The organism is Chryseobacterium luquanense, assembly GCF_026460945.1.
Taxonomy (GTDB): Bacteria; Bacteroidota; Bacteroidia; order Flavobacteriales; family Weeksellaceae; genus Chryseobacterium; species Chryseobacterium luquanense.
Map to the genome: position 1 here is coordinate 16,831 of NZ_JAOVZV010000014.1, position 25,868 is coordinate 42,698.

Below are 25,868 nucleotides of genomic sequence, written 5' to 3' on the forward strand. Positions count from 1 at the left end.
AAAAACAGTAAAATGGCAGCAGCAAAATGCAATATTACATTTAATATAGATTATATATCTTCTAAGCCAATACAAAGTGCAACTGCGACCTATAAACATAAAATCAGTGGCGCGACAAATGTATTTTCTATAGTTCCAGTACCTCTGAGTGGCCAATCAGTACATCTCCCGGAAATTTCAACTCCGGGCGATTATGAACTGGTAATCACCTTAACATCAGAGGACGGAATTGATACTACAAAAACAAGCTCTTTTAAAATTGGGAATTGTAAAGGTAGTGGAGATGGAAAGGTATTTTGGAATCATGCTACGATTGGAGATGATACATGGAAATCTAAAATTAATTTTCTAATCAAAAAGAATGAAGTTGTAGTCGTAGAAACCACAACAGCAGGTGTTGGTTATATCGACCCGATAGAGCAATGGGAATCATTTACTGCGCAGGTAGGAGATAAAATTGAGTTTTCAACAAATCTAATCACAAGTGGTTCAAAAGGCAATACGATAGGAAATATGTTTACATATAGCACAACAGGTACTACAGGTATGGTAAACGTTATGGGTCCCACGGCGCTTAATCCTTTATTGATGAATTCTCAACAAATAGGACCAACTAACGGAACTAAAAGAACTTTTACTTTTACAGTAGAATCAGGTTTAAATTATGCCTTGGGAACAAATTATTTTCAGTAAGTGATTGGTTAGCGTCAGTTCGTAAAACACATTTTTGTGCAGTTTTTTAATACCAATTTGGAAACACAAAATAAAATCCTCAAATTTTTGAGGATTTTATTTAATAGAATCGTGCTGATTATCTTCTGTTATTTTTACGTCTTGTACTGATGATATTGAAAAGTTTCGCAACATCCTGCAGGTGGATTTCCATATCGTCGTAATATTCATTAAGGGAATGAAGAGTGATAATGCCTCTTTCAACATCATGGTTGATGATTCTTTTCACCAGAATACCTTTTTCTTTATGAACAACAACGAAATCCCACTTATCATAATGCAGCTTACTCATCCAGTAATCTTGTCTGATGTTTCGGCATAAAATGATGTCACCTTCCAGATAGCTTTCGTAAGAACCGTTGTCCATACTGTCGCCACGTACTTCAAAACACATATATTCACCACGGTGTTCTACATCGTCGGTAAAAGGAATGGTCGGCAGACTTTCTATATATTCTTCGTCTGCAAAATTGTGCAGATATCCGGCTTGTGCGTACTGGTTTGCAAGCGGGACATTCATAATTTTTAAATCTGAAAAAATAACAGGTGACGCACCGTCTTTAAGCTTCTTTTCTTGTTCGTGAAGTAAGTTGGTTACAAAATAAGCGGTTGTTTCAGGTATCTTTCGTTCACCTTTTTCCCAATACTGTACAGCTCTCGTACCGACTCCTATAGATTCTGCTATTTCAGATTGCTTCATGTTCAGCTTTTTTCTGATCTCTTTAAATTCTAAATGGTTCATTTTGATATATTTAGAGTTAAATGTAAAAATAAATATGAAAAAAAGTCATTTTTATTTTTTAAAAACGAACATTGTTCGTATATTTGTCCTGTTGATAAAGTTGAACACTACAAAGATACATATTTATATTGATGAAATGCAATTATCTTATTATTTAAATACAATTTAAAAAATGAAGTAGTCCGTTGAAATCAATAATTTTCTATATGTTTTGTAGGCTTGAAGCGCTCTTAGACGGTTTTTTTATCATGAAAAAACAATTAAAAAAAATAACAATATGTTTAATTAAAATGTAAAAATTACGGGTTTTATTATTTTTAAATGATTTTTGTTCGTTTTATTTAGGTTTTGTTAATCATTTAAATCCGTTTCTCTGGCGAAAATTAAGCATCCATTAAGCTATTTGTATTATGAAAAGTACAATACTGCTGCAGTTAATGTATAAAATATCGGTTCATTATCATTAACTGTAGAATAGAAAAACTTGTCACAGACAAACAGAGCTTATTAAAAAAACTCATCAAATTGTAAAATCATTTAAAACCAAACACAATGTTATACTTCTTTTTACAAATAAATTATTGTTTGTAATTAACCAAATCATTATGAATATTTACCGAATCATTTTACCCAAAAAGTGAAAATCTAAAATCAGGAAGTTGAATTATCTTAAAGAGTATATGATTTCAGCTTCTTAAAAATCGCAATTAAATAACCTGATCATACATCTGTTCGAAGGCTTACCATAAGTCTTCAGGATTCTTATTGACTTCACCAAACTGAAAAATATAAGAAATCTGAACATTGTTCCGAACAAAAAAACAAACCTTTTAACATATAAAAATTAACCAAACATGAAACGCAGCAAAGATTTAGTAGAAAAAAGAAAAGATTTTGTAATCGATTATGTAAAGCGTAATCAGAACAAACAGATGAAAGTAATCGTAACAGAATTGATGGATATGCTCTTCCTTTCAGAGAGAACAATTTACAATATTATCCAAGGATAGAATGACATCAGATGAAGACCATGAAAATCAATTTTAAGCGAAAAAAACAACGGAAAAAATTACAAGCCATGAGAGAGAAGAGAATAAAGAGAATCAAAAAAAACAGAGCAAGACGGCAAACACCTGTCAGAGACATTAACGATATTATCGATGAAATGGCTTATCTGGATGATAATGAAAACATCCTGAAAAGCAAACGATTTTTAGATGATATGTATATTCTGGATCTGGAATAATGATGCATCTGAAAACTAAAAAAACAAAACTTTTAACCAAGTATATAAAATAATGAACCTAGATAGTATAAAAGCACTCTTAATAGGAACAGCAATCGCATTTTCAGGAGGGTTGTTAAGGGTATTGGTTTCCATACAGAATAAAGAAAAAAAACAGCCATGGGAACACTTTATCACATTAACAATAGTAGTGATTGTGGGGCTTACCATGAGTTATTTAATGAATAAAGCCGAATTGCATGACAAATGGTACTCTACAGGAGTACTGTTTGTTCTTGGCTATGGCTACGATAAATTTTTGAAAATGATTACCAATAATCTTCCAAACTGGATCGATACCGCAGTAAGCATTTTTATTGAAACCCGATATGGCGTAAAAACAGAAAGACCATTTCATGTGGAAGAGGAGAAAAAAGACGACATAACTGAATAAAAATAAGTTGCGAAAACCCTTTACTGCAGCTACGGGATCTCTCGCTCAAAAAACAGACGATTCTCCTCTAAAAGAATGAATTTTGTAAAAGAAAAACCTGAAAACTCAAATAAACGAGAAATAAAAAACGAAAAGTGGTTCAGCATTACCTGTTTCTCATCTGCAAGTTGAACGACCACTTCTAATTCCTCAATTTCTTTTAAAAAATCTGCCGTTCCCGGTTTGATTTTTCACTTCAGCAGGTAGGTATAAAGCACAACAGTCGATGTTGTGCTTTATATACCTTTTAAAATAATATGTAATTTAAAAAATACAAGTCAATGAAAGCAGCAAAACCTGTAGAAATAGACAATAAAGCCCACCAAAATAAAAAACAAAAGCCGAAAGAACCGGTGGTGGTTCATCAATCCGAAACAGATGTGGGTACACCAACACAAAAGTCGGGCAGTCCGGCTGTTGTGACCGGATCAGCAAATCCTAATGTAGTTACCCTCAATGGCAGTATTCCGGCAGTTCATGGTTCGCAAACCATTTATGATCAGGGCTCAGAAATCATGTTTAAAAAGCATCAGGAAAGTTTAGCTCAAACCGGAGATATCAATCATCCCGACACCAAAGAGGCTGAAAAAGGTTACATGACCACCTTGAGTATTGATCAGGCACGCAATTATAACGATCTTAAATCGGGAACTTATCTACCAAAGACGATACAAGAACAAGCAGTTATGGCTCAGGGTGGCAAAGGCAATTCTGAAACAGCAGTTCCAGAATTGTCAGAATCTGTTGCTTCTGTAGAAGTGCAGGCTGTCCAGAATTCTGTTGCTGGATCAGATATGAGTGCAGAATTTGTTTTACCTGGCGAACAGGAAACTGTCGAAAGAACTACACCGACGAGTCCGAATAGTGATCCTCGATTTAACCAGACTGTTAGTTTGGTGAAAAATACGGCGAAAGCAAAACGAGTTCACGATACTAAAGAAAAAGCCGAAAATCATGCAAAAGCGGCAGCGGCAGTACCGGATGGAGAGCGTAAATCCAAAGCAAGAGGACAGCAGGTAGAACAACTGGATCAGCAAAAATCAGCTTCTTTCACGGCAGTTGGTTTCAAATCGAAATTGAAAGAAAAGATCAAAGGAATAAACTTACCTCAAAAACAAGATGACGCAGACGATTTTGAAAAACGTAATAATATTAATACTGTTAATAGGGATATTAAAAAAGATGTGATGACATCTAAAAATAGCGTAACAGGAAGTATACAAACTGTTGCTAAACAGGAACCTAATGAGACTAAAATTGCACAGCGTAAATCAACGGCGTTGCCTGATCCGAAAATAGGCTCAAAAGTCAATATAAAAGCCACAGATGCTATGCCGCCTAAACGAGGCGATTCTGAGCTAAGTGTACCTATTGCTAAAAGTTATAAAGCAGTTGAACAGCAGTTTGCTAAAAATAATATTACAGACGAACAGTTGGCAAATTCGAATGAGCCGGATTTCATTGATGCACTCAATGCTAAAAAAGCCGCCAAAGAGAATGCTGAAAATTCTCCTAAAGAATTTAAAAATGCTGAAAACAAAAAGCTGGAAGCTTCTAAACAGGCAGCACAAGGTAAAACCAACAGCACGATGGAAGGAATGCATCACAGCAGAAAAGGGTTGCTGGATAGTGTTACCAACAAACAACATAAAGCAGGTAAAGAAGATACAGCTAAACACAAGGATGTTGTTGAGAAGTTGAATACTATTTATGAGCAGGCGAAAAAATCTGTAGGTGAACAGCTAAATGACCTGGAAACTAAAGTTACCCAATTATTTGATGATGGTGCTAAAAAGGCCAAATCTGCTTTTGAAAAGGAAGTAACCCAGAAATTGGAAGACTACAAAGCAAAACGTTATGGTAAATGGTATAGTGTCGACAAATATGGCGAACGGTGGGAAGATTTCAGAAATGGAAAATTGCCGGATGAAGTAGATAAGTTCTATAAAAAAGGAAAAGAAAATTTTATAACTGCAATGGACGGTGTTATCGGGCAAATTGCAAAATTGGTTGCCGAACGATTGAATGCTGCTAGAGCTTCCATTACTTCCGGACGTCAGAAAGTAGTTTCGTTTATTAAAAATCTTCCTGCAGATGTAAAAAAAGCCATTAAAGGAGATATTGATGCAATCCAGGGGCAGTTTAAAGAGCTTGAGAGTTCTATAAGTGATAAAGAATCTTCATTAATCGATACATTAACAACAAAGTACAACAATACCCTGAAGGAAGTTGATGAACTGATTGTTGATATTAAAAAACGTAACCTTGGATTCTTATCAACTTTAGAAGAAAAAATGGTAGGTGTTTGGAAAACAATACAGGAAATCAAAAAAACGCTTACTGAGCTAATTTCCGGAGCGGTAAGTGCGATAATGGCAATTGTTGCAGACCCAATAGGATTTTTATCGAAACTTATTGACGGTGTTTCTCAGGGATTTATCAATTTCGGAACCAATATCTGGACGCACCTTAAAACTGGTTTCTTCGGATGGCTGACCGGAGCAATGAAAAATATTTCGTTCACCATGCCGGAAGATGTATTTTCTTTAAAAGGAATTTTCTCTATCAGTACTCAGATGCTGGGTTTAACCTGGACGAACATCAGAAGTATTGGAGCTTCAGTAGTTGGAGAGCGTGCCATGAAGGTTCTAGAAGGAGGTTTTGATATGGTAATGATCGTTCAGAGAGATGGTTTTGCCGGGCTTTGGGAACATGTGAAAGATCAGTTTACTGATATTAAAAATACCGTAATGGATACCATTATCGATATTATCAAAACACAGGCGGTACAAGCAGGAATTAAATGGGTAATGGGCTTGCTTACTCCCGCAGGAGCATTTATAAAAGCAGCTATGGCAATTATAGATATCGTGAAATTCTTCATCCAGAAAGCATCTCAGATCATGGAGCTTATAAAAGCTTTTACAGATGGAGTAAAAGCAATTGCCAGCGGAAATGTAGGCGCTGTGGCAAAAGCAATAGAAAATGCTTTGGGAAAAGCAATTCCGGTAGTGATTGGGTTTTTAGCTTCATTGGCAGGTCTTGGCGGAATAACAGATAAAGTTGTTGGTGTAGTACGAAAAATAAGTAAGCGTATTGAAAATGCAATTGTGAAGTTCTGGAATTTTGTGAAAGTTAAGGCTAAAGGATTATTAGGAAAACTTGGCTTCGGAGGTAAGAAAGATAAGAAGAAAAAAAATGAAGAAGAAAAAAAAGATAATGTTGAAGAAGGTCATTTTAAACGTAAAGAAAAATTTACAACTCCTAGAAAAGCAAAACATACTTTGTCTGTTGAAGATATCGGAGGTAAAGACGTTCTGATGATAAGAAGTACTCCTAGGACTTATGAAGATTATATAAAAACAGTTGAAGTTAATAAGTCGGATTCTAGAAAAGTTGCAACGAAAGAAAAATTGTTAAAATTAGTACTTCAGATGAAAGCTTTAGACAACAAAGATGAAAAGTATGAGGATAAAATGAACATGATTTTTGATGAAGTTTTGATTTTAACACAGCAATTGTTCCAACCAGGTAAATCATCAGTACCTATATTTAGAGGCACAACTCATGGTGGATTTGGTGATTCCATGACTATAGAATATTTAACCAATGAACCTTATTCTGGAACAAAAAGTTCTGATACCGGTGGACTCAATACACCTGTTTATGCAAGTATTGACAGAAGATATAAATTTTATGTTAGAGGGCACTTATTAAGTGAAAAATTGCATGGTATTGGTATTTGGCCAAACTTAACTCCTTTATCTAGAAGTGCTAATAGAAATCACGAAAGTCAAATTGAGAAGACATTAAAAGAAGGTATTGAAGGAGGTGTTGCTTATCATTATCATGTACAGGCAGTATATGGAAGAAACGTTAATAGCAAGTTATTAAAGCAGGTAAATGATAGTGATAAGCTTGAAACTGAGAAAGAAGTATTAAGAGAAATCATATTAAATGAACAGTTTGTACCATTACAACTTACAGCTCATGCAGTTGAAATAGACGAAGAAACAGGAAAAGCAACAGGAAAAGATGTACATTTAGAAACAATTGTTAATGATTTAAAGGATTCTGATTTATCAAATTATGAATTGACGGCAACTAAAAAGCCTAATTTACCAATAAATGTGAATGAGGCTTCTTTAGAAGATCTGAAATTTATTTTTAGTGAAACAATAGCAACTGAAATGTTCAATTTAAGAAGAAGAATGGGACATTTAGAAATTAATGATTTACTTAATATTAATCATATTACTAAAGAAAAATTGAATAAATTAGTAGCAAAAGAAAAAATTAAATTTTAAATATGGATAAATATGATTATCAAAGATTAGTTAAACCATTAATTGATGCCGAAGATTTAAATATTATAAAATTTACTGGAGGTAGCGGACCAAGAAGTACCAAATCGAGAGGAGAGGAGTTTTTTAATAAATATAAAAGTTCTTTATTAATTACGATGCAGGGTTTTTATAGTTTTACGAATGGTTTTTCATATGAATGGGAAAGTAATATTCCTATAAGCGAAGGACAAAAAACAAATGAACACGGAATAATAAATATAGTTCCTTTGGATGAATTATTTGAAAAGCCAAATGTCGTTGAGCTTGAAGAAGGCTACAATTATTATATAAAAGGCGAAGATTCTTTTTCCAAAACAGGACAGTTTATTCCTGTAGATTATATTGAAGATATTTGTGCTGGCGTTTTTAGTAAAGAGAATGAAGATGATATGGTTTATTTTCATGATTTTGGAATTGGTTTTTATCCATTAAAAATAAATTTTGAAGGTTATATAGAACTTGTTTTTGCTGCAAGAGGTTATATGATGTGGCAATATGTACTTGTTTATCTTGAATACGGAAAATATGATGGTGCGATGCTTGGAAAATCCAGATACGATGATTTTGCAGAAAATATGCCGTTAATCTTTCCAGGTTTTAATATGGAAGAGTTTATAAAATTATATGAATCTTTAAAAATTTAATAAGATTTGAAAGCGAAATTTCTATTCTTAGAAGTTTCCCCTGCTGCCGCACGAATCCTTTCGTGTGGCATTTTTATTATCCAATAATTTCTTAAAAAGTTTTTATCTTTAAAAAAACATAATTGATGAGTCGTAATTATAAGTTCTACAATCCTGAAGGATTATATTTCTTGCTAAAGCTAATGATGTCTCAGGGTTGTCTGGGTTCTTTAAAGAATTAGTAAATGAGCGGAATAAAAATGGAGTTTTTGAAAGAATTAGTGATGTTAGACTAAGAATGTCGGGAATTGCGAAAGATTCACATATTGAGAATTTAAGATTATTAACAATGGAAAATAAATTGACATTTATATGATAAATATTAATAAAAAACTTATAGATATTTTATACTATGAAGAAATTGAAGGGAGTGATTCATTATTATGTCCTGGTGCAGTAAGTAAGCCTAGTGATATTATCTCTAAGGAAGAGATAGAAAGAGTATTAAAGGAAAAAGAATTGATTTTTCCTGAAAGTTTAATTAATTTTTATAGTCAAGCTGCTATGTTATCACTAACATGGATGATTGTTGATGAACGATTTAGAAATGGTAAAGAAAGAGAAGATGTATTTAAAGAAAATCCATGGATAAAAAAAGAATATTTAGATAACGGATACAGTTGGGAAGCTGTAAAAATATTGTTAAGTGGTAATCTTAATATAACCCAACTTGAAAATGTTATTGATTTAGAAAACGTAAAAGCGACAGGAATGTATCAGGCTGCAGAAAGTTTAGGTTTAAAAGGTGGCGAATTACGACCTATTGATACTAATGAATTTGCTGTTGCTTGTATGAAGGTTGAAGATGGAAAGTTAATAGACAATATTTATTTGTATACAGGTTTTGGTGGTTTTCCAGAAGCATTACACGACATGAAAGTTACATTTGAACAATACTTGGAATTGGCTTATAAAGCTAAATGTTTCAATTATTGGAATCTAACTTATTGTTTAAAAGAAAAATCACCAAGTTACGAACTGATGAAGCGCTTTTTCCCTATAATTTTTCCTCATTTGGAGCCAGATTTAGCAGAGTTTGGAATAGCATATTAATATTTCAAGTTAAATAGCTAAAAAGCGAAATTTTTTTAAAAGAAGTTCCCCTCGCTGCCGCACGAATCCTTTCGTGTGGCATTTTTATTATCCAATAACTTCTTAAAAAGTTTTTATCTTTATAAAAACATAATTGATGAGTCGTAATTATAAGTTCTACAATCCTGAAGGATTGTATTTCATAAGTCTTGTTGGATGTTTTAAAAGATTATAATTATTAAACCACACGATGCAATCGTGCGGCAGCGGGGGTATTAATCTGAAAAGCATGGCTGGACAGAAATTAATGGAGTTTTAATAGATCAATTAGAATTTATAATCATTATAAACACAAAATCTAATTGATTTATTATTTAAAGCGAAGTTTCTATTTTCAGAAGCTTCGTCTCTTTTTGTATTCAATAAAGCTCCTACGCAAGAATTCTTCGTGCTCTAGTAAGAATGTTTTTTATATTCTCATCTCTGGAAATCATATTTTTGTGTCCGGAAACAATATTCTCTCATATTGAAGTAATATTCTTGCATCCGAAATTTATATTTTCTCATCCGGAAATAATATTCTTGCGTATGTAAATAATATTCTTGCATCCGAAAGTGATATTCTTGCATCTGTAAATTATATTTTTGTATCCGGAAACTATATTCTATTATCGGAAAAATATTATTATAACTAAAATTTATTGAAAATATATACATTTAGAAGTATCGTTTTTTCCGATTCAATAAAACTCATTATCTTTAGACAACGTTGAACAAAAGCATAATCAGATTAAAATCATAAACTTAAAAATTTAAAACCATGAAAAAAACACTATTCATTTGTACTATTCTCTTAAATCTTTCTATTCTAAGTGCACAAACTATTGAGTCAGGAAGCCGTAATACAGCAGGTTACATCAAATCAGACGGAACTATTGAAAACAAAAGCCATTCTACAGTGGGCTATATCAAAAGTGATGGTACGGTAGAAAATAAAAGTCACAGCACCATTGGTCGTATAAAAAGCGATGGAACGATAGAAAACAAAAGCGGCTCTACCGTTGGTTATGTTAAAAAAGACGGAACGGTAGAAAATGGCAGTCATTCAACTCTTGGATATATTAAAGATAATGGAACGGTAGAAAACAGCAGTCACGGTACAGTTGGTTATGCCAACGGAATTAAAAAAGAATGGGCAGCAGTTGCTTTTTTCTTCTTTAAATTAGATTAATTATTAGTTTTTCGGAGAATTTCCGCTAAACTATATAAGTTAAAAAGTAAGGCCTGGATTTTATAATCCGGGCCTTTTTTCATGATATACATACGCTTAATTTTAAATAAACTTCTGATACTTTTTTACTCACCCAATAATCTGATCCCAGAAAATTTCATCTCAGAATACATGCTGCTGCAACTACTGAATAAGAAGGCTTAAAAACTTTCGCAAGAATAAAAAAACAATGAATTTTGTGTTTTCAAATTATGCGAAGAATCATTTGATTATGAGATGAATAACTATTACTGCAACTACAGAATGGAGGCGCTGTAAAACTTTTAAATAATCAAAAAAAAAGGTGAATTTTGAGCTATGAATTATAAGTTATATTGAACATAGAAAACACATAATTAAGCAATAAATATTTTAATACCAAGAACAAAAATTGTAATTCACACCAAATTATCAATTTCATTTAACTCCACAAACTTTTAACAAAATGACAGATTTAGGAACAATTAAATAACCAGAATATATAATGACATCACAACAAATACAAAAACTATTTACCCACTTAGAAGAAATTATAACATGGCGTATCAACAATCCTTCAGAAAATTTTGATGGAGCACCGGAATTTCAAACGAATGACCATAAAGGTTTTCAATTGGGAGATTATATTTCAGGAAAAAAACTCATTCACCAGGAAGTTATTATCCTGTTAATGGCTTTACTGCCTCGTTTAGATCCGTCATTGCTGAAACGTATTTTTTTAGAATTTCCAAATAGTGCGCTGTTTGATTTCTGTTCAACCAATGATAATGGCAGACTCTTTTATCCGACCATTCAGGCTGTTCAATATATTTTGGGTGGGGAAAGTATTTCAGGAAGGTTGAAATCATTAGATTATTTCAGTTCAGAATCGGTTTTGGTTAAAGAAGAATTGCTTGTTTTTTCAGGTTCAGCTCAAGATCATACATCGATGAACAGTCAGATTAGTGTTCATCAGGAAGCTTTTGATACCATCATGTTCGGAGTAGAATTATTGCCGAAAATGAGCAATGATTTTCCAGCAGAGCAGATATTGACCAATCGATCCTGGACTGATTTAATTCTTCCGCAAAATACGTTAGATGAACTTCAAAGTATCGAAGCTTGGTACAACAGCAGCAGAATTCTTATGGAAGATTGGGGAATGCAGAAAAAACTTAAGCCCGGCTTCAGGATACTTTTTTATGGAGAACCGGGAACCGGGAAAACTCTTGCAGCCAGTCTTTTAGGCAAATACACCAAACGTCCGGTTTTCAGGGTTGATGTTTCTATGCTGGTCTCAAAATATATCGGAGAAACGGAAAAACAATTAGCAAAATTATTTGATAAAGCGGAAAACAAGAACTGGATTTTATTTTTCGATGAAGCGGATGCTATTTTCGGAAAACGAACCAATGTAAAAGACGCTCATGATAAATATGCCAATCAGGAAGTTTCTTACCTGTTGCAGAGAATAGAAACGTTTTCAGGACTGATTATTTTAGCCTCCAACTTTAAAAATAATATGGATAAAGCTTTTACAAGACGTTTCCATAGCTGTATAAAATTCAATAATCCTAAACATGAAGAGCGTCTGCGCATCTGGGAACAAAATTTACCACAACAATTGCAGCTTGAAGATATTGATCTCAATCAGATTGCTAAAAGATATGAATTAACCGGCTCCAACATTATGAATGCTATCCAGGATGTGAGTTTGAAAACAATTGCATCAAACGAGTCTGATTACAAAGTAAGCTTGGAAATGTTATTGGAAAGTATCAAAAAAGAATATGTAAAGGAAGATAAAGTATTTACATGAGAATTTTGAAATCCTGAAGTTTTTTCTAATGAGCTAAATCACTTAAAGAAGCTTTAGGATTCATTTAATTAAAAAAAAATAAAACTAATGAAAATGAAAATTTTAATACTGATATCTACAATCAGTATTGCTTTTGCCTGCAGAAGTAAGCACAAAATCATCAACGATTACAAAGAAAAATTAAAAGAAACAGAAAATGTAAAAGTCGACTCTGTCAGCTTAAAAAAGCTGCAATCTTTCCAAAATGAATCAACTGATTTAACAGTTCAGGAGAAGAAAAATGAAATGTCCGGGAATATATCTATTAAAGGAAAATCGGATGAATCCAATCCTTTTGTTTTTCACAATGTGGTGGGGAATGATACTGTTCAGAGTATTTCTATCATGGGAACTGCAGAATATTTAATCAGTAACCATTATGCAAAGTATGATAATAAAAAATCTGAGGTTACAAAACAAGAGTCTGCCACTGTCACTCAGGATTTTGCTCATAGAACAGTTTTAAAAGAAACCAAAAAAGAAGTCTTTTCAGAAGTTAATCAAAAAACAAAAGAGATCAAAGCAAAAGGATTTCAGGCCGGAACCTGGATTGTCATTACAATTGGGATCATGATTTTAATACTGACCTTTTTTATTTATAAATATTTAAAAAAATGAAAACATCACAAAAAGGAATCAATTTGATTTTATCATTTGAAGGTTTTAGCGCTAAACCTTATCTGGATTCAGCAGGAATTCCCACCATCGGCTATGGAAATACGTATTATCCGGGTGGTAAAAAAGTAAGCATGAAAGATTCAACAATAAGCAGAGAAAAAGGTGCCGGATTATTTTCATCGGTCTTGCCAACTTACGAAAAAATCGTAAACAGTAAAATTAAAGTAAAGATCTCACAAAATCAATTTGATGCTCTGGTATCGCATACTTACAACACAGGTGGATCTGAAACTTTATTTTCTTTAATCAATAAAAAAGCAGGTTCAGAGGCCATTAAAGATTGGTTTATTTCGAGGTATATTACTGCAGGAGGTAAAGTTCTGAATGGTTTAATCAGACGAAGAAAAGCAGAAGCTGATTTGTTTTTTGAAAAATAATTAGCTCGCATTTCGTTAGATGAGGTCTTTTTATTCAAATTTTCTCTAAGTTATTTCATTGTCTTTACTTTCTTTATTGTGTTTTTATCCATCATCTGCATCTACAGGATAGAACGTCTAAAAATCTTTCACAGGAATAAAAAAAAGTTGAATTTTGAACATTGAATTTACAAAGCATGATCATTCAATTATAAAAAAGGAAGCTCACTGCAACTACAGAATGCTAAGCTCAAAAAACTTTTATAAGAGCTAAATAAAGGTGAAATTTGAGTTCTAAAGCAAAGGAAGATTTACTGCTCAAAATCACACTTGTTTCACAACCTAACTTTTGACAAGTAATCTTCTGAATCTGCTGTTGTTGAATAATGTTCATGTAACCAATTCGCAATGTAATATGATAATAAAAGAGAGATGAATCAAAAATCGCTCAAAAGTATAGAATTCTAAAGGCAATCAGCTCCTAAAGTAGCTTTTTCCTACAATCAACTTCGGTTATTATCAACGGAACTTTCTCGCTCCATCTCTGGAATGAGCGGTTTTACCAATTTTATCAACACTAATTTTTATACTCAAATGAATACACCATTAGATACCATTTTCAGTTGGTTTGAAACTGGAGATTTTCCTACAGAAGCACAGTTTAAAGATACATTTTTATCTTTTCATCATAAAGATTACCCAATCCCTCTGGAAAATATTGAAGGATTTGAAGATATTTCTCAATCATTTGCCAGTGCAGAAGCTTTTCAGGCGCATTTGGCAGATTCAAGAGCCCATTCACGATATCTGGCTTTTTTGAATGCAGGTAATTTAACCTCCACTCATATTAACAGTTGGAAAAACAAACTCGGAATCAGCAATGTGGGGACGATTGACAGTTCTAATGAGCCAGGGAATGTTTACACTAAAACACAGGTCAACGGTCTTGTGAATGAATTGAAGGATGTAGATAAAGATTTAACACTGGAAATAACAAAGATTAAAGAGTTGCTCTCATCTAATGATCTGTCTTTGAATCAACTTCAGGAAATCGTGGATTTTATTAAAAAAAATCGTGAGGATATTGAAGCCTTAGAAGCAGTTTCCGGGGAAACAAGAGAAGACAGAGTGAAGTTATTGCTTAATTATGAATGGTTAAGCAATCCTAAAAATCAGCAGGAATTTAATCAGAAAATTTATGATAAAGTTTTGCTGATTTCAGAGACACCTACAAGTGCAATAGTGCAGATCACAGAAAGTACCACGTTTCCCAACAGCCTTGAAACAGAAAATGTAATCATTCAAGCTCGTGACAGTATTACAGGTAAAAAAATAAATGTAGACGATTCTGCCACCAACCAAAATATAGAGATTAAAATATTAAACAGTATTGAAAATCCTCTTAACATTCTCATTTTAAAAGTTAAATAATAAAAATAAATAATTATGAATAACAACGCAGTAATAAGTAACAACGCGCATCAGGACAATTTTTTCGGGGAACTAAAACGTACCCGTTTCGAACAATATAATGATTCGTTTCCTAGTACGGCAGGAGTTCCTGCAGGCTGGGTAATTGATTTTAAGGGAGAACTACATCAATGGAACGGAACAAAATGGATTAATCTGGCTTACAACTATGTACATCCTGATTATCCCTTAACTAATAATCCATTTCAGGTAGATCAAACAAATGGACTTCTATTATTAAGTCAGATCCTTACCAATGATTCAGGACACGTTATCAAAGTAGCGGGAAGAAATCTTACCAATGCAGACATTGTTTCGATTTTCTTAAATGATGCCATTCAGTCGGGTACTTACACATGGTCATCAAATAAGATTAAAGTTTATATTGAAAACTTAATAGGACAAAGCCTTACAGGAGCCTTGATTTATCAGCCGGGAGGTTATATTCCTTCTGCTGTGGAAGGTTCCATGACGTCGCCGTCGCCAGTTACAGCTTCTGTCATTAAATCAGGAATGGTTTGGGTTATCACGGCGAATGGTTGGGTTGGTAACCAGCCGGTTTCTATCGGAGATCATCTTATCGCTAATGCGGATTCTGCTGGAAATGTTCCTACGAATTACCAGATTATAGAAAAAGGGATTCCTGATATTGTAGATGCTACAGATTCTGTAAAAGGATTGATTCAGATCGCTACAGATATTGAAGCTATTATGGGAACCAATGCGACTAAAGCAATGACTCCCAAGTCTACAAAAGCAGTTTTGGATGCAAAAATTAAATCTAAAACATGGCAGATTGGAGATGGCACTTCCGTTAGTTTTCCGATTAGTCACGGCTGGAATACCCTGAATGTTGATTTTATCTGCTATCGTAATGCAGATAACAGAAAAATAAATGTAAGCTGTGTACCAACCTCTGTAAATGATGTACAGATTGATGTTTTGGCACCTCTTACTCCGAACGAATACAGAATTACTTTAACCGCAAGACTAGATTAATGATCGCACCTGAATATTTTAACAATCACATCGCCATAGAAGGCGAAATTATTGTGAAAAGAGTTCCAAACGATACAGGTTCTGTATTAGTTTGGAACTCTACAACAAAAAAAATATCGACCAGAACTGTAAGTGAAATTGTGTCTGATTTGTCTTTGGTGACTACGAATACCGAACAAAATATTAGTGGCAGAAAATCTTTTATTACATCTGGTGGTAATGATAGTATAAATAATAGTCTATGGATTATGTCGAATGATGGAAGTTATCCTGCAATGACATTTTATAGACCTGGTATTGACTTAGGGCAGATTAAATATGTAAATTCATATGAAGGTTTTTATTTTGTTAATAGTCCTAATTCAGGAACTATACCTGTAACAGCTCAGAAGTTTATAAAAGAAGGTTCGGATAATAATAAGGTATTGTTAGGAGGAGGAAATGATAAATTACTTTCAGACTTTGCTCTAAGTTCTCAAGTTGGAGGTTATCTATCTTATCAAGATAATAGACTTATCTATCCTGATGAAATAGTTCCCCAAAAACTTCAATTTGGTTTTACATCTTGGAATAATGATAATAATTATCCTTACGCAGACTTTTTACATCTTGGAGGTTATCAAGATTCTTCAGGAGGAAATCAAAATCTACTTTTAGCTAAAAGAAATGGTTTTGGGCTAAGGCAATTTCAATCAACTTGGCAAGGTAACAATCCATATGAAAATTATGTGGATTTTTGGAATACTGAACATTTTACTCAAGGAGATATAAATTCATGGCAGTTTAATAGGTTTAATACACAACCTATGAATTTCATAGGTGCTGGAAATGATGTTAATGATATAACAGCATCAGGTTTTTATGTAATCGGTCATGGTACCGAAAATGCAGCTTATCCTCTTGATCAGTCAATAGATGGAGCAAGAATGTTATTGCATCTTGAAACAGAAGGAATTTATACAGCTACACAGATACAATCAGAAAGATACTCAGGTAACTTAGTTTCAAGAGTTAAAACTGATACGGGTTGGAGTAGTTGGATTAGACATTGGGGGAATAATGACTTTACTCAAAATGATATTAATAATTGGAACTATTTAGCAGGAAATGGAGCAACAATACAGTGGGTCAATAAAAATGCAGTTCATGCTATAAATGAGTCGGAAGGAGATTCAATGAATTTCGATACTATAAATGGTAAAACTCAGACAGGTTCTATTTATGACGGAAGTACTTGGTGGCATGCACTTAACATACAACATAGGAATGGATTAGGATCCGACGGTAATATATGGGGAGGTCAGATAAGATTTGGGATGAATGACTCAATGGACACTTTCCAATTCAGGCAATTATATAATGGTACTTATAATAGTTGGAAGACTTTATATCATTCAGGTAACTTTAATCCGAGCAATTATTGGGATAAATATTCATCAGGTTCATTTACAGGAGTAAATTCTGTTGCACCGTTTTCTTTTTTAAATAATGGTCAAGCACAAAGAATTTACACAGGTGGTTTACTTGTTTCTGATGCTTATTCTGATGCCAATAATATTACTAATAATGGTATTTATGCAAAAGGAGATATTAGCACAGGAAGTAATTTTAATGCTAGAGCATTTTATTCACCAGCTCTAAACGGTGGTCAAGTATTCCATGCTGGAAATAGTGATACTCTTTATTTGGGCAATCCCCAAGTAGCTGCTTTATACTTAGAATCATCTAATAATTTGCTTCATAATAGACCAGGTTATGGTGTAGGAGTTATATGGGATGCTCATAATTTACCTAATCCAGTTAATCAATCTGATTTAGGCAATTATATACCTAATTCTCAAAAAGGGATTGCTAATGGAATAGCAACTTTAGATGGTTCAGGATTAGTTTCTGCTTCTCAGCTTCCAAGTTATGTAGATGATGTTTTAGAGTTTGGAAGTTTAGGAAACTTTCCTACAACAGGAGAAACAGGGAAAATATATGTAGCAACAGATACAAACCAAACTTACAGATGGAGCGGTTCAACTTATATTCAGATTGCTTCAGGAGCAGTTCAATCAATCAATGGGCAAGTTGGTATAGTTAATTTAACGAAAGATGATATCGGCTTAGGAAATGTCGATAATACGGCAGATTCGGTTAAAAATGTAGCTTACGCAAGAAACGCTACAAAATTATATTCTATTGATAGCACTTATGATTACAATGGACCAGCTCCTTATTATGGTTCTTTAGTTTTCAAACAAGCTGTAAATAGATGGAGATTTGAAATGTCTCCCAATACTCCAGCAGGTATTGAGGTAGCTCATGCGGACAATTCAGATTCTTTTTCAGGTTTATCATTATCAAGTTTTTTCAAAAATAATGAAGATAATACTTTAAAAACTATTGATGTTTCTAATTACAATGATGTTGTAGATGGTAATGGAAAAATATGGTTAGGTAATTTTTATTCTCTACCTGAATCAACTACAGGATTTCAAAGTAGTGTTGGTACTATCTTAAACATAAACGGTTTAGTAGCACATGATAAAACCCAATTAATTTTTAATGGTGGAAACGGGAGTATTCAATACAGAACATCATGGTATGCAAATACAGCTTGGACTGCACCTCGAACGTTATGGGATAGTAATAATTTTAATCCAGCACAATATGTAACTCAGAGTAGTTTAAATTCACAATTATTAAGCTATGCAACTTTTAATGGTATTCAAACTTTTACGAATACTAACACATTCACACAAAGTCCTGTAATACCCAATGGTACTCTAGGAACTCATGCTGTTAATCTAAATCAGTTAAATGGAAGAGTTCAATCTTGGGAAAATGCTAGAGCATTAGGATTTAGCTCTGGATTATCTGCAAGTTCACCATATATTTACCATGAAACAGATGGTTATGTGTTTTTAGCAACTCAACATTGGGTAACGTCACAATTACCGTCTGTAAGTAATTTTTTAACAGTAGATACTAATCAAGATGTAAAAAGTATTAAAAGTTTTAGGTTAGGTAATTTTAATTCTGGAACTGAATGGGGCTCGACATCAAATTTAGATAATTATGGATTTAATGTCTATGTTGAAACGGGTTCAGACTCTTTAAATAATGGTAGAAATGGTATAGGATTTTATTCTTCTGGAGGTGCTGGTGTAATGTCAGGAATAATTGTTAGAGATAATGGGCAACAAGGCACTTCAATGGCATTGACTACAACTGATTCTTATGCTTCTGGACCCAAAGTAGGCTTAACTCTATCATCATCAGGAGTTGTTGATTTTAATAGAGCAGTACCGACTATTCAAGGTAATTCATTAACTAATATTTTTATAACAGCTGATACAGCACCACAAATTAAAACAGGTAATCTATCATTTGGTGTGGATTCAGAAGTAGTATTTAATGGTAATGAATCAAATGAAGTATCCGTATGGAGGAAATCTTCATCAATAGATTCTATTGTATCAGGTCACATTTATAATTTTTACAATACAAGGTGGAAAGTTGGTAATAAACGCGGAGGTAGTGCTAATAGTCTAGGTTATTCATTTGAATTTTCAGAAGATGGGGGAACAACGTATGATGAGAAGTTTTCTATAAAGTCAAGTGGAGATGTAGTTCTTAATCAAGGAGATTTATATTTAAACCAAAGATTAATTATTAATTCAAACTGGAATGTTGGTTCAATAAGAGGTAATCAGCCAACTGGTAATTATCTTACTTGGAAAAAATATGATGGTTCTGCTGACATAGCTTATATAGGTTCTGATATGGGGTCTGCAATGGGAGGAGGAGTTGGAAATAATTTTGCGATAACGAATCCAACTGCTGATATACATTTGAATCCAAGTAACGGTAAGCTTTATTATAATCAGAATGAGGTAGCGACTCAAACATGGGTTAATAATACCTTTGCAACACCTACTTTTATAGCGCAAAACTATGCTTTGAGAGCTGGTTCTAATGCAACAGATACTTGGATTAATTCATCTAATGGATTACAAAATAACCCTACTGTTATGGGCAAAATGGGTAATTCAGGAGGTCAAAGTAATCTGGCTGATGCTACTTGGGGGCAAGTAGCAGGTTATATTAATACATCAGGAATTAGCCAAGGAAACCCTACTGATGATTGGTATCATAGAATTAAGATGCTTCACAATAATGGAGCCGGATATAATGGAGAAATAGCAGTTCAAATGACTGGAGGGAATTCTCTACAGTATAGAAGAATGGAAAATGGAGTTGATAGTGGATGGGTGAAAACTTGGGATGAAAGAAACTTTAATCCTTTAAATTATGCAACACAAACTGATTTATTAAATTATATAACAATACATACATCTCAAACTATCATCGCACAGAAAGTATTTGCTGGTGGTATTGGTAATAATTATTACGAAGCTGCACTTGAGGTAAGAGGAAATGGTTCTACTGTAATACCAGGTATTTCTTTCCATCAACCAGGCGTGGTTGCTTCTCAGATTCGAATGGATGCAGGTGGACAGATATGTATAGTTGATAATCCTGGAAGTTCATATGAAAACTTTAGAGCTAGAGTTATAACAGGAGAATCATTCACATCTACAATTCATGGTAATTCGTCGCAGTGGTATGATGCATATGTAAATAATCATAAAAGCTACAATAATAATCAATACTTAGGTTCCGACTATACTGGTGGATTCGAAAAACCAAATTCAGAATATTTTGGAGGAGGTAAAGTTAAACTACAGATGTTGCATGGTGCAAATGTTGGAGCGCCTGATATTTGGAATGATGCTCTTTGGATATCTTCATATACAGGGGCAGATGTTAAAAAATCAACAGCTATAATATCTTCAAAATATAGTAATGAAATTGGTTTTGTTAAAGCAGATTTTGATTCACCAAAATGGGATAAATATATTAAGTTTTGGACAAGCGATAATCTTAATCCAAATGACTTCGCAACACAAACGTGGGTAAACACTAATTTTATACCTAAATCACATCCGGTATATAATATTACTCAGGCAAATATTAATTCATGGAATGCGGCAGCAGGAGGAAGTTTTCATACACATTCTAATTTAAACCTCTTAAATAACATTGACCAGTGGTTAGGAGTTGGACAAGCACCCACATTTGGTAGTGTAAGGTTAATGAATTACTTAGGATACGGCCAATTAGCTTTAGAAGAAGGTTATATCGGAAACGAAATGGGTCTTGTAGACTTGGATAATAAAGTAATATATGCAGGTAGAGAAAATGAATATTTAAAGTATGGTTCTTCTGTCAATGGTTTTGAAGCGCTTAATGTCCATTTTGAAGCAAAATTGCTTTCTATAGGTAAAGAGATAACCAATGACGAAGACAAAGTTCAGGTAGCAGGAAATATTTCAGTTGATACATCTGGTGTACATGGTGGTGATATGCAATTGATTTTGAATCCTTTGTATAATAACGACGGAAACGTTAGAGATTCAAGAAATGCACATATTTATATTGTAACCAGGGAAACCGTTATCCTACCTAGCAGACCCATATTGGGACAAAGAATTGAAATTTTTAATGATGGTGAAAGTGATATAGAAGTGATGCATGAAAATGGCGGTACATTTTTTTATCTGCCTGGACGCAGAAAAATAACAGGTATAGTTGGAGGTAAAGGTTTTATATTTGATGAAAAACCAATACCTGCTAAGCATTATGGTATTTAATTTATGAAAAGTCATGTTTATGAAATTATAACATATTCTTATTATTCTTAAAATATTTCACAGAAGCTATATTTAAATCCAATGTCACAATTAAAGTAAAACTCTTCGGGATGGGTAAACAAGCTAATGCATAATGATAGAAGACTCAGTAAAAGCAAGCGGAAAATTTCAAATCTGAGGAGAAAAAATCAGATACAATATTTATCCCGTGTTACTTTAAGAGATGAAATTTAATTTTATAAAAATTCATCCAGAACAACAGATAGTCATTTACAATTTTGACAAATCTGGCGATATTATGGAAGTTGAGATTATTTGGTAAAAGAAATAATAGAGTAAGTTAATTTAAACCTATTTTAAAAAGTTAAAAATTTCTGATTAATCTAAATTAGCAAAATCCCACAATTGGAGGATGAAAATCTTTTGATTGTGGATTTTGTATTATATTGCTTTGAGAGTTGAAACAGAATTTATATTTTACATTAGATGTCAAAAAAAAACCGGAAAGAAAGTGAATTGTCACTTCTTTCCGGTATTGTACCCAGTACCATTATCACCATGAAAAGACATTTGGTTAATTATTAAGTAGTTAGAAAATTGTTGTGTCGTTTTCGTGTCATTTATTGTAAATATTTATTTAATATACCTTCGATATCTTTTAACATTTCGCGTTTATTTGCTGTGTTATCTACTAATTTCACTACACTTATTTCTGTAATTTCATCGTCTTTAAACAATATGTTTAAGTCAATATCTGGATAAGTAATTTTCAGCCAAACAATAAAATCTGAGGGGATTTCTCTATTTCCATTCAAATAATTACCTACTGTTGCAGATGTACAACCGTATAATTGCCCAATTTCTATATTTGACATCTTCTTATTTAAAAAAAATAATTTAATTTTCTCGTTGATTTTCATATAGTTAAGTGCTGATGCGTAAAATAGTTAAACAAATTGTTTACTAATTAAACATTTTGTTTATATATTTGCTGTGTAATATATAACACGATGGCAAATTTAGAGAAAATTGAAATACCAATTGATATTCATTCGAATATTGAAAAGACTTTCGATTTTATTGATGATAATATTCCGAAGAATTATTCATCTGAAGTTCGAAGCCTTCTCCCGGATGATAAAAAATACGCCTTAGATTATATACGTAAGGTTAAAACTAATAGAGTAAATAATGCTGTTATCATCAGCTATCTGTATATCGTTGCTAAAAAATATTTCGATTTGAAACCTCAATAAATAATTTACTATGACTGTCAGACTTTATCCTGGTATGCTCGACACATCGAAGGAATACTTTAATCACGGAGATCATGTTCTCATCATCAAGAATGGTTCTGTGAAAAAATTTGAAGATGTTGATCAACATCCTGAACTCAATAAAATCTTGGACGATGAAGTAGAATTAAATCTTCTACTTGATAAATGGTTTGGAAATAATACTGTTGTTAAATTAAGAACATTAGCGAGATGCCGTTTTGGCGCTCTCAATTTTACTCCAGATTTCTCTAATGATAGTTCTTCACATGATTACTGTGAGTGTGAATATAGAGGCAATTGCGAAGGCGAAAACATTATCTGTAAACCTGTTGTTTTTAATGGAAGTGAAATTTCAGATCAGGAAATAAAATTACTGCAGGAACTTTCCACCAATGAAAAAAATACTGCAATAGCAGATAACCTTGGTCTTCCGATTGGAACTCTTAATGTAAATAAAACAAAGACTTACCAAAAATTTGGTTTGATAACGAAACAACAACTCACTAAGGATCTTTTCTTAGAAGGGCTACTGTAATTTTTTTCTTGTTAAGCACTATTGAAAGGGATTGAAAAATAAAGGATATCTAAAGCGTGTATGTTCGTTTCAATTACTAATCAGCGCAGCGTTCAAAAAGTGCTTTTTTAATTGGGGAAGGGAAGGAATATCAGATTAAAGTTTTCCGAGGTATGGTGTAGGGAACTGATATCCGGTTCGAGTCCGGGCTTCTCCACAACTCATGTTTTTTGAGTTTCATGGTTATTAGTTTTTACCCGACCGATCGTCGGTCGGGTTTCTTTTTAAATTAAAAAATTGAATAATGGAAGAAATCGAAGATGATGTTATTACGAGAGTTATAACCGCTAAAGAAGCACGAAAAAAATCTGAAAATAGTAAAGGTGCACTTACTGACCATTTAAAAAATATAACAGAAAAAATCATTTCTGAATATGCAAAAGGAAAAAGTAAGGCATGGGTTGGAATACCTCCAAATTTATTGGAAGAAACTATAAAAGAAGAACTACGAGTTGCTGGCTACATAGTGAAAAATAGAGATGGTGGAAATGTTTTGATCGAATGGTAAAATACTTAACTATAAACTAATGCCAAGAATAAATAAAGCTTTGATTTTGGAGATTACTCCAGAACAATTTTTAAATCAATGCTCACCATTAGAGCTGAAAGAAATTGATACTTTAATTCAAGGTGCTAATTATGTGAAGCGCATGGAGTCGCAAACATGTAGTGTATGTGGGTGTACAGATTATGATTGCAGACAATGTATTGAAAAAACTGGAAGACCTTGTCATTGGTATGAAGATAATCTTTGTAGCGCTTGTGCAGGAAGTATGGCAAAAATTCAAACTATAGAGCATGACGCCTGAAATTCAAAATTTTTTCAATTCTTTTAAGAACAAACCTTCAGTTGATTATTCAATTGCTGATTTGATGGAAAACTATAAAAAAATAACTTTTAAAGAATTGCTAAAGGAACACAATCATGAGGTTTGGAAAAAATGTAAATGTGGTAATGAGGAAGATCTTCGAATGAGGTGGGATTGTTCTGAATGTGGTGCTGTATTATTTAAACCAAAAGAATTTAAAAATGGCTAAAGGTGATTGGAAAAAAATCGATTGGACTCCGGAGATGATTCATTATTTGAAAGATAATTTTCTTCTTAAAACTAATCAAAAACTTGCTGATGACCTTGGATTAAAAATTACAGCAACGAGAATGAAGCTTTATGAGCTCGGCTTGTTTAGGATGAATCTAGAATATTGGACAAAAGAACAAGTAGATTTCTTATCAAAAAGCTATAAAATATATGGTGATAAAGAATTAGCCGAGATTTTTAATCAAAAATGGAGAAAGGAAAAAGGTTGGACTTTAAAACATATCGAAAAAAAGAGAATGTATTTAAAGCTTAAAAGAACTCCTGAAGAGCTCCATAAAATAAAAGAACGTGCAAAATCAAAAGGTGTGTATGCTGAAGCATTAAAGAAAACATGGAAAGCTCGTGGCGAAAATCCTCTTGGAACAATTGTAGTTTGGGATGGCGATAAATTTATAAAAACAGCAAAGGGTTATGTTCATCTAAGGGTTTTTAATTACAAGGTTTTTATTGGAAATATCCAAAAAGGTAATTTAATTAATCACAAGGACAAAAATAACTTAAACTGTTCACCTGAAAATCTCATTTGCTGCACAAGAGCAGAACATGCAATAAAAAATAACTGGAGTAGATATCCTCCGGAACTTCGCAAATCAATACTTCTGATAAGCAGAATTAACAAGCAACTTAAAAAACAACCATAATGAATTTACAAGATTTAAATACGAATTTGGGAGATGTGTTTCTCCAGTTAAAAGATGGGAAAATGAGTGCAGATACGGCAAATGCCATAGTGAATGTATCTAATAGTATTATCAACAACGCTAAAGTCCAGCTTCAGGGTATAAAACAATTTCATGATTTAGGTTACGAACCTAGTGCTAACCAAAGCGGTTCCGTAAAAAAAATCGTTGGTGATGTATTCGATAGGAAATACCAGTTTGCGCAAAGTATTGGTCACAACAATGTTTCAGATGCTATTGCAAAATTAGGTAAAGAAAAATTCGAAGAACTATTCCATAATTCTCAATTAAGATGAAAAAATATTTAACAAGAATCAGTCAGGTTTACTCGGCGAAAAACAAGCTTGAGAGATCTATTCAGGGTTTTATTAAAAATAATGACAGACTGCTGATTGATGAAAAAGATTTGAATCAATTTAAAGCACAGGTAATTCAACATATTAATTTTCTGAATCAAGAATTTCAAAAATGTACTCCCAAATCGCCATCGTGGTTTCATTGTGGCGAAACTAAACAAAGAAAAGATTGGAGTATTTCAGGCATTGACTGTATAGTTTTTTACGTACATGAAGTAAAATCTGAGTATGAAATCACTAAGCTAGATAACTAAATTAAGATTGTTCTTCAGTACCAATACAATTCTCAAGAAACATTGGTAACAAAAAAACAAAT

General features: G+C 33.0%; 24 protein-coding genes. 22 read left to right on the plus strand and 2 right to left on the minus strand.

Annotation, left to right across the window (positions count from 1 at the left end; all coding sequences use genetic code 11):
• The first annotated feature begins 12 nt into the window (after positions 1-12).
• Positions 13-693 (plus strand): hypothetical protein, encoded by a 681-nt coding sequence (locus tag OEA66_RS11840; protein WP_267281564.1) that lies wholly within the window; start codon positions 13-15, stop codon positions 691-693.
• Between the two features lie 118 nt (positions 694-811).
• Here OEA66_RS11840 and OEA66_RS11845 read toward each other — a convergent pair whose 3' ends face one another.
• On the minus strand, positions 812-1,474 hold the full coding sequence (locus tag OEA66_RS11845) for a S24 family peptidase (RefSeq protein WP_267281565.1): 663 nt from the start codon (positions 1,472-1,474) through the stop codon (positions 812-814).
• An 854-nt stretch (positions 1,475-2,328) separates the two neighbouring features.
• On the opposite strand from OEA66_RS11845, the gene OEA66_RS11850 reads away from it, so the two are divergent.
• The 13 genes from OEA66_RS11850 to OEA66_RS11910 all read left to right on the plus strand — a co-directional run bounded on the left by OEA66_RS11850 (position 2,329) and on the right by OEA66_RS11910 (position 21,565).
• Positions 2,329-2,484, plus strand: coding sequence for a hypothetical protein (locus tag OEA66_RS11850; protein WP_267281566.1), 156 nt, complete (start codon positions 2,329-2,331; stop codon positions 2,482-2,484).
• A 68-nt stretch (positions 2,485-2,552) separates the two neighbouring features.
• Positions 2,553-2,720 carry a hypothetical protein gene (locus OEA66_RS11855; RefSeq protein ID WP_267281567.1) on the plus strand — a complete coding sequence of 56 codons (168 nt, stop codon included), beginning with the start codon at positions 2,553-2,555 and terminating at the stop codon, positions 2,718-2,720.
• Positions 2,721-2,772: 52 nt separating this feature from the next.
• Positions 2,773-3,153, plus strand: a complete 381-nt coding sequence (locus tag OEA66_RS11860) for a hypothetical protein (protein WP_267281568.1) — start codon at positions 2,773-2,775, stop codon at positions 3,151-3,153.
• A 320-nt stretch (positions 3,154-3,473) separates the two neighbouring features.
• Positions 3,474-7,499: a phage tail protein gene (locus OEA66_RS11865; protein WP_267281569.1), complete on the plus strand. Its 4,026-nt coding sequence runs from the start codon at positions 3,474-3,476 to the stop codon at positions 7,497-7,499.
• Between the two features lie 2 nt (positions 7,500-7,501).
• Positions 7,502-8,182 carry a hypothetical protein gene (locus OEA66_RS11870; protein ID WP_267281570.1) on the plus strand — a complete coding sequence of 227 codons (681 nt, stop codon included), beginning with the start codon at positions 7,502-7,504 and terminating at the stop codon, positions 8,180-8,182.
• Between the two features lie 351 nt (positions 8,183-8,533).
• Positions 8,534-9,274 carry a hypothetical protein gene (locus OEA66_RS11875; protein ID WP_267281571.1) on the plus strand — a complete coding sequence of 247 codons (741 nt, stop codon included), beginning with the start codon at positions 8,534-8,536 and terminating at the stop codon, positions 9,272-9,274.
• Between the two features lie 799 nt (positions 9,275-10,073).
• Positions 10,074-10,484 carry a 5-fold beta-flower protein gene (locus OEA66_RS11880; protein WP_267281572.1) on the plus strand — a complete coding sequence of 137 codons (411 nt, stop codon included), beginning with the start codon at positions 10,074-10,076 and terminating at the stop codon, positions 10,482-10,484.
• Positions 10,485-11,007: 523 nt separating this feature from the next.
• On the plus strand, positions 11,008-12,321 hold the full coding sequence (locus OEA66_RS11885) for an ATP-binding protein (RefSeq protein ID WP_267281573.1): 1,314 nt from the start codon (positions 11,008-11,010) through the stop codon (positions 12,319-12,321).
• Positions 12,322-12,414: 93 nt separating this feature from the next.
• A complete protein-coding gene (locus tag OEA66_RS11890) occupies positions 12,415-12,978 on the plus strand; it encodes a hypothetical protein (protein WP_267281574.1) in 564 nt (187 codons plus the stop codon).
• Positions 12,975-13,415: a lysozyme gene (locus OEA66_RS11895; protein ID WP_267281575.1), complete on the plus strand. Its 441-nt coding sequence runs from the start codon at positions 12,975-12,977 to the stop codon at positions 13,413-13,415. The genes OEA66_RS11890 and OEA66_RS11895 overlap by 4 nt, the downstream gene beginning before the upstream one ends.
• Before the next feature lie 573 nt (positions 13,416-13,988).
• Entirely contained in the window at positions 13,989-14,825 is an 837-nt protein-coding gene (locus OEA66_RS11900; protein WP_267281576.1) for a hypothetical protein, read from the plus strand.
• Between the two features lie 15 nt (positions 14,826-14,840).
• On the plus strand, positions 14,841-15,863 hold the full coding sequence (locus OEA66_RS11905) for a hypothetical protein (protein ID WP_267281577.1): 1,023 nt from the start codon (positions 14,841-14,843) through the stop codon (positions 15,861-15,863).
• Positions 15,863-21,565 (plus strand): hypothetical protein, encoded by a 5,703-nt coding sequence (locus OEA66_RS11910; protein WP_267281578.1) that lies wholly within the window; start codon positions 15,863-15,865, stop codon positions 21,563-21,565. The genes OEA66_RS11905 and OEA66_RS11910 overlap by 1 nt, the downstream gene beginning before the upstream one ends.
• 620 nt (positions 21,566-22,185) lie before the next feature.
• Here the strand turns inward: OEA66_RS11910 and OEA66_RS11915 are convergent.
• On the minus strand, positions 22,186-22,440 hold the full coding sequence (locus OEA66_RS11915) for a hypothetical protein (protein WP_267281579.1): 255 nt from the start codon (positions 22,438-22,440) through the stop codon (positions 22,186-22,188).
• A gap of 135 nt (positions 22,441-22,575) precedes the next feature.
• Here OEA66_RS11915 and OEA66_RS11920 point away from each other — a divergent pair, with 135 nt between their 5' ends.
• The 8 genes from OEA66_RS11920 (at position 22,576) to OEA66_RS11955 (ending at position 25,806) form a co-directional block, all read left to right on the plus strand.
• On the plus strand, positions 22,576-22,821 hold the full coding sequence (locus OEA66_RS11920; RefSeq protein WP_267281580.1) for a hypothetical protein: 246 nt from the start codon (positions 22,576-22,578) through the stop codon (positions 22,819-22,821).
• 10 nt (positions 22,822-22,831) lie between these two features.
• A complete protein-coding gene (locus OEA66_RS11925) occupies positions 22,832-23,377 on the plus strand; it encodes a helix-turn-helix domain-containing protein (RefSeq protein WP_267281581.1) in 546 nt (181 codons plus the stop codon).
• 283 nt (positions 23,378-23,660) lie between these two features.
• On the plus strand, positions 23,661-23,924 hold the full coding sequence (locus tag OEA66_RS11930) for a hypothetical protein (protein WP_267281582.1): 264 nt from the start codon (positions 23,661-23,663) through the stop codon (positions 23,922-23,924).
• Positions 23,925-23,943: 19 nt separating this feature from the next.
• Positions 23,944-24,225 carry a hypothetical protein gene (locus tag OEA66_RS11935; protein WP_267281583.1) on the plus strand — a complete coding sequence of 94 codons (282 nt, stop codon included), beginning with the start codon at positions 23,944-23,946 and terminating at the stop codon, positions 24,223-24,225.
• Positions 24,215-24,454 carry a hypothetical protein gene (locus OEA66_RS11940; RefSeq protein ID WP_267281584.1) on the plus strand — a complete coding sequence of 80 codons (240 nt, stop codon included), beginning with the start codon at positions 24,215-24,217 and terminating at the stop codon, positions 24,452-24,454. The genes OEA66_RS11935 and OEA66_RS11940 overlap by 11 nt, the downstream gene beginning before the upstream one ends.
• Before the next feature lie 46 nt (positions 24,455-24,500).
• Positions 24,501-25,157, plus strand: a complete 657-nt coding sequence (locus OEA66_RS11945) for an HNH endonuclease (protein WP_267281585.1) — start codon at positions 24,501-24,503, stop codon at positions 25,155-25,157.
• Positions 25,157-25,492: a hypothetical protein gene (locus tag OEA66_RS11950; RefSeq protein ID WP_267281586.1), complete on the plus strand. Its 336-nt coding sequence runs from the start codon at positions 25,157-25,159 to the stop codon at positions 25,490-25,492. Before OEA66_RS11945 ends, OEA66_RS11950 begins: the two co-directional genes overlap by 1 nt.
• Entirely contained in the window at positions 25,489-25,806 is a 318-nt protein-coding gene (locus tag OEA66_RS11955; protein WP_267281587.1) for a hypothetical protein, read from the plus strand. The genes OEA66_RS11950 and OEA66_RS11955 overlap by 4 nt, the downstream gene beginning before the upstream one ends.
• The last annotated feature ends 62 nt before the right edge of the window (positions 25,807-25,868 follow it).

Excerpts from the sequence above, each read along its gene's own strand:
- OEA66_RS11850 (WP_267281566.1), top strand. The coding sequence starts at position 2,329 with ATGAAACGCAGCAAAGATTTAGTAGAAAAAAGAAAAGATTTTGTAATC.
- OEA66_RS11860 (WP_267281568.1), top strand. The coding sequence starts at position 2,773 with ATGAACCTAGATAGTATAAAAGCACTCTTAATAGGAACAGCAATCGCA.
- OEA66_RS11930 (WP_267281582.1), top strand. The coding sequence starts at position 23,661 with ATGGAAGAAATCGAAGATGATGTTATTACGAGAGTTATAACCGCTAAA.
- OEA66_RS11900 (WP_267281576.1), top strand. The coding sequence starts at position 13,989 with ATGAATACACCATTAGATACCATTTTCAGTTGGTTTGAAACTGGAGAT.
- OEA66_RS11840 (WP_267281564.1), top strand. The coding sequence starts at position 13 with ATGGCAGCAGCAAAATGCAATATTACATTTAATATAGATTATATATCT.
- OEA66_RS11955 (WP_267281587.1), top strand. The coding sequence starts at position 25,489 with ATGAAAAAATATTTAACAAGAATCAGTCAGGTTTACTCGGCGAAAAAC.
- OEA66_RS11875 (WP_267281571.1), top strand. The coding sequence starts at position 8,534 with ATGATAAATATTAATAAAAAACTTATAGATATTTTATACTATGAAGAA.
- OEA66_RS11925 (WP_267281581.1), top strand. The coding sequence starts at position 22,832 with ATGACTGTCAGACTTTATCCTGGTATGCTCGACACATCGAAGGAATAC.
- OEA66_RS11885 (WP_267281573.1), top strand. The coding sequence starts at position 11,008 with ATGACATCACAACAAATACAAAAACTATTTACCCACTTAGAAGAAATT.
- OEA66_RS11870 (WP_267281570.1), top strand. The coding sequence starts at position 7,502 with ATGGATAAATATGATTATCAAAGATTAGTTAAACCATTAATTGATGCC.
- OEA66_RS11940 (WP_267281584.1), top strand. The coding sequence starts at position 24,215 with ATGACGCCTGAAATTCAAAATTTTTTCAATTCTTTTAAGAACAAACCT.
- OEA66_RS11880 (WP_267281572.1), top strand. The coding sequence starts at position 10,074 with ATGAAAAAAACACTATTCATTTGTACTATTCTCTTAAATCTTTCTATT.
- OEA66_RS11920 (WP_267281580.1), top strand. The coding sequence starts at position 22,576 with ATGGCAAATTTAGAGAAAATTGAAATACCAATTGATATTCATTCGAAT.
- OEA66_RS11890 (WP_267281574.1), top strand. The coding sequence starts at position 12,415 with ATGAAAATTTTAATACTGATATCTACAATCAGTATTGCTTTTGCCTGC.
- OEA66_RS11935 (WP_267281583.1), top strand. The coding sequence starts at position 23,944 with ATGCCAAGAATAAATAAAGCTTTGATTTTGGAGATTACTCCAGAACAA.
- OEA66_RS11855 (WP_267281567.1), top strand. The coding sequence starts at position 2,553 with ATGAGAGAGAAGAGAATAAAGAGAATCAAAAAAAACAGAGCAAGACGG.
- OEA66_RS11845 (WP_267281565.1), bottom strand. The coding sequence starts at position 1,474 with ATGAACCATTTAGAATTTAAAGAGATCAGAAAAAAGCTGAACATGAAG.
- OEA66_RS11865 (WP_267281569.1), top strand. The coding sequence starts at position 3,474 with ATGAAAGCAGCAAAACCTGTAGAAATAGACAATAAAGCCCACCAAAAT.
- OEA66_RS11950 (WP_267281586.1), top strand. The coding sequence starts at position 25,157 with ATGAATTTACAAGATTTAAATACGAATTTGGGAGATGTGTTTCTCCAG.
- OEA66_RS11910 (WP_267281578.1), top strand. The coding sequence starts at position 15,863 with ATGATCGCACCTGAATATTTTAACAATCACATCGCCATAGAAGGCGAA.
- OEA66_RS11895 (WP_267281575.1), top strand. The coding sequence starts at position 12,975 with ATGAAAACATCACAAAAAGGAATCAATTTGATTTTATCATTTGAAGGT.
- OEA66_RS11915 (WP_267281579.1), bottom strand. The coding sequence starts at position 22,440 with ATGTCAAATATAGAAATTGGGCAATTATACGGTTGTACATCTGCAACA.
- OEA66_RS11905 (WP_267281577.1), top strand. The coding sequence starts at position 14,841 with ATGAATAACAACGCAGTAATAAGTAACAACGCGCATCAGGACAATTTT.